This is a genomic window from Gordonia sp. (in: high G+C Gram-positive bacteria), assembly GCF_020438995.1.
In the GTDB taxonomy this organism is placed as follows: Bacteria; Actinomycetota; Actinomycetes; order Mycobacteriales; family Mycobacteriaceae; genus Gordonia.
On record NZ_JAGQTN010000180.1, the window covers coordinates 1 to 3,578 of the forward strand.

6 protein-coding genes are annotated in these 3,578 nt (G+C 64.7%); 3 read left to right on the plus strand and 3 right to left on the minus strand.

Annotated elements, in window-relative coordinates; genetic code table 11:
- Both KDB67_RS13140 and KDB67_RS13145 read right to left on the minus strand, forming a co-directional pair.
- Positions 1-622 (minus strand): DUF1788 domain-containing protein (locus KDB67_RS13140; RefSeq protein WP_291016309.1); only part of this gene is annotated, 622 nt, incomplete at its 3' end.
- On the minus strand, positions 622-1,251 hold the full coding sequence (locus tag KDB67_RS13145) for a DUF1819 family protein (RefSeq protein ID WP_291016312.1): 630 nt from the start codon (positions 1,249-1,251) through the stop codon (positions 622-624). The genes KDB67_RS13145 and KDB67_RS13140, both read right to left, overlap by 1 nt.
- A 95-nt stretch (positions 1,252-1,346) precedes the next feature.
- On the opposite strand from KDB67_RS13145, the gene KDB67_RS13150 reads away from it, so the two are divergent.
- Together KDB67_RS13150 and KDB67_RS13155 are read left to right on the plus strand one after the other, a co-directional pair.
- Positions 1,347-1,652: a helix-turn-helix transcriptional regulator gene (locus KDB67_RS13150; protein ID WP_291016315.1), complete on the plus strand. Its 306-nt coding sequence runs from the start codon at positions 1,347-1,349 to the stop codon at positions 1,650-1,652.
- Between the two features lie 146 nt (positions 1,653-1,798).
- The gene (locus KDB67_RS13155; RefSeq protein ID WP_291016318.1) at positions 1,799-2,440 is read left to right on the plus strand and encodes a pyridoxamine 5'-phosphate oxidase family protein; all 642 of its coding nucleotides are present in this window, start codon (positions 1,799-1,801) and stop codon (positions 2,438-2,440) included.
- 133 nt (positions 2,441-2,573) lie between these two features.
- Here KDB67_RS13155 and KDB67_RS13160 read toward each other — a convergent pair whose 3' ends face one another.
- A complete protein-coding gene (locus KDB67_RS13160) occupies positions 2,574-3,203 on the minus strand; it encodes a DUF2461 domain-containing protein (RefSeq protein ID WP_291016320.1) in 630 nt (209 codons plus the stop codon).
- Between the two features lie 80 nt (positions 3,204-3,283).
- Here KDB67_RS13160 and KDB67_RS13165 point away from each other — a divergent pair, with 80 nt between their 5' ends.
- The gene (locus KDB67_RS13165) at positions 3,284-3,529 is read left to right on the plus strand and encodes a ribbon-helix-helix protein, CopG family (protein ID WP_291016322.1); all 246 of its coding nucleotides are present in this window, start codon (positions 3,284-3,286) and stop codon (positions 3,527-3,529) included.
- Positions 3,530-3,578: the final 49 nt, after the last annotated feature.

Consider the following 3,578-nt stretch of genomic DNA (forward strand, 5'->3'; position numbering starts at 1 on the left):
ACGAGTACTCCAGGTCAAGAAGGTCGAAGGCGCGGTAGTAGTCGTCGTTGGTGAGTAGGTCGAACAGCACCAGCGATGAGCCCTGGGTGGCCGACTGCCGGTAGGTGCCGGGAAAGACGAGGACGATCGGACGGTCGGCGAGCAGCGGCTGCAGCGTATTGAGGATCGTGTGTGCCCTGACCAGCGGATACAGCCGGCCGACGTTGGTCAGCACGATGAGCTGCGGGCGCGGGTCCTGTGCGCCGACGATCTCGACGATGCGCGGCGACAGGTGCGGCTCCGGCGAGATCACATTGCCCACCGACTTGGCGAACCGCTCCTTACGCAGGCGGCCTTCGGCGCCGAGGATGGCATCCCACTGACCTGTTCCCTCCCACAGCTCCGTCGCCACCCGCCACAGGTCCACCACGCATACGTCCAGGCCGTCGGTGCGCAGTTTGGTGACCAGGCGCCGCGTCTCGGCCGCTACCCGTGGCTGATCGGCCGGATGGTGGCTGAGGATGAAGTACGGGACCTCGCCGAGTTGTCCACGCATCTCCAGGAACCCCTGCGACCGCATGATGCGGTAGGCGCGCTCGAACCGTTCGGTGAGCGTCAGATGTTCCGTCGTCGGGTTGGGCATCAGCGCTCCTGGTGTTGAACAATGCCGGCGACCTGTGCGTTGCGTAGCGGAAAACTCAGTGCCAGTTCTGGATTCACATCACGGATCACCTCGATGACGGCGAACGAGAGCGCGGCCTCGCGCACGTGGCCGTCGCCGGTTAGCCATCCCGCCTCGCGGATCATCCGAAAGATGTTCTGCCGCAGCTTCTTCCTGGTGGTCTCGGCGGCGTCGCGCAGAGCATCGATCCACGACGCCTGCTGATTCCAGAACGTGTCGAAGTCCTCGGCCACGAGCAGACGACCCGAGAGCAGGCGTTCACGTACCACGTCCCGGCCGAAGTCACCCACGAGGCGGTACCGCAGGCACGCTGCGAGCCACATCAGTGCGCGGGCGTCAACGGCGGAGCCGTTCGCGACCAGTTCGATGCCGGCGGGTGGGAGTCCCGCCAGGCGCCCGATCACCTCACGAGTCACCCGAGTCGTGGACGCCGAGGTGCGCTGCTGAACAAGGTTCCGCTCCACCGCCGTCGTGCGCACCTCCGACACATCGGGTTCAACAACCATCACAGCCGCTACCGCGACCGCCTCGTCGCACAACAACCCACCGGTCGTGAAAGAGAGGCGATACCCGTTCGCCCCGACCACCATGCCCACACGCTCCTCACCGCGCTACGCTGTTCGCTCATAAGTTCCCCATGTATACATGGTGGCTACGACAGGCAGCTTAGCGTGCCCTGGATCGGGTGTCCGAGTCCTCCATTGAGCGCGAGTTCGCTCGTCAGCTGGGGATCGAGATCAACCGGCTACGGACGGCACGGAGGATCAGTCAGGAGCGACTCGCCGAGGCGATCGACTTGAGTACCAACCACGTGCAGCTCCTCGAAAGCGGCCTCAGCGACCGCAAGAAGCAGACGCCCGCCAATCCGAGGCTTTCGACATTGGTCAAACTCAGCGCGGCTCTGGAGATCCCGCTTCCCGAACTCATCGACCGAGTTACCAGCGCGGTCGGACACGCGCCCGGCGTGTCCGACACAGACCACGGCCAGTAGCGTCCGGATCCATCTCACCGCCGACGCACTATCGGAGCGACAGAATATCGGGTGCGGACGCGCGGTCGGCCGTGGACGATGGTCGGGTGAACGCACCACTGTCCCCCACCCCACGAACGACCGTCCGTCGCGGCAAGGAGCGGTCCGTGACCGATCGTGAACGGTTGCACGAGTTTCTCGCGGACGCGTTGGTCGCGCATATCGGTGTCGTCGTTGACGGCTGTCCGCGGGTCCTGCCGACCGCGTTCGCGGCCGATGTCGACGGGCCCGACGACGGTGGCACCCTGTATGTGCACGGGTCGGTCGCGGCGGACTGGTTGCTGCGGGCGATCGAACGCGACGTGTGCGTCACCATTACTGAACTCGATGGACTTGTTGCTGCCCGCAGCGCATTCAACCATTCGATGAACTATCGCAGTGCCGTTGTCATCGGGCGGGCACGCATCGTCAAGGGTGGCGCCGAGTTGGCGCATGCGCTCGAGTTGATCGTCGACCAGATGATTCCCGGGCGGTGGCGAACGTTGCGGCCGGCTACCCGGAAAGAGCTTGCGGCCACAGCGGTTCTGGCGGTGCCACTGGCCGAGGCGTCGATGAAGCAGCGGGCCGGTGGACCTGTCGATGACCCGTCGGATATCGAAGCCGGGGTGTGGGGTGGACATATTCCGATGCGCCGCGTCGCCTTCGCTCCCGTCGGAGACAACGATTCCCGGGGTGCAGTGCCGGAGGATGTGCGGCTGCGGGCTGAACAGTTCGATGGTGCAACCGAAGTCGGACTGGATGGGGTGTGAGGTGGTCGCCTCAGGTGGGTATCTCACCGGACCCTTCGTGACCCTCGCTCGTACCTCGCATCGGCCTCAGGGATCAAGATGAAGCTCACGCCCCTCCGACTCCGACCCGGGGATCGATGGGGTCACCACCACGTCAGGCTGTGTGGGTGGTGATCCAGTCGACGAAGGGGCGGGTTTGGCGCCAGTCCTTGCGGACCCGGTCGACCAGGGCGGCGGTGTGGATGACCGGGTCGAAGCCGTAATCCTTTGTGACGGTGATGGATTTGTGGCGGAGTAGTTCGATACGGGGGTGGTCTTTGGGCCAGCCACGTGGTGCGGTTTTCAGTTGGTCGCCGCCGATCTCCCAGCCGGATTTCGCCAGCGTCGCCAGGATGTTCTCCAGTTCCGGGCCGAACAGATCGTTGTCGATGGCCTGCCGGATCGCGGCGAGCACGTCGGCTTCGGCGTGATAGAAGCCGGCGGCCACCCGTACTCCGGGCGCCGAGATCTGGATGTAGTAGCCGGTGGCCGGGGCGACGGCGACGAAGGCTCCCTGATGGGTCTTGTACGGGGTCTTGTCCTTGGAGAACCGCACGTCGCGGTAGGGGCGGAACGCCTTCGCCTCACCGAACTCGGCGGCGAGCCCGGCACACAGCGCCGCCATCGGGGCGGCGACCGCGTCGCGGTAGGTGTCCTTGTGCGCGTCCCAGAAGACCTTTGAATTGTCAATCTCCAGGTCGTCGTAGAAGTCGAGAGCGGCCTCCGGGAAACCGTCGAACGTCATGGGTGTCAGGGTACGCGCCGGTGCTCTGAGGTCAGCCGGACTCCGTTGCACTCATCATCAACTCAAGTCATACTCACCATATGAGTAAGCGACTACAGGTAGTCATGGACGACGAGGAGTACGCAGACATCGAGGCCATCGCAAAGCGCAGTGGCGAATCGGTGTCGGTCTGGGTTCGTCAGGCGCTCCGGGAAGCCCGGCGCCAACAGCCGCAGGCAGAGGCCGGCAGGAAGCTGGCATCGCTCCGTGCCGCACTCGCATACGAGTTTCCGACCGGCGACATCGAACAAATCCTGGAGGAGACCGAGGCCGGATACCATTCATGACCGTCTTCCTCGACGCCAACATCGTCATGTACGTGATCGGCGCTCCGCA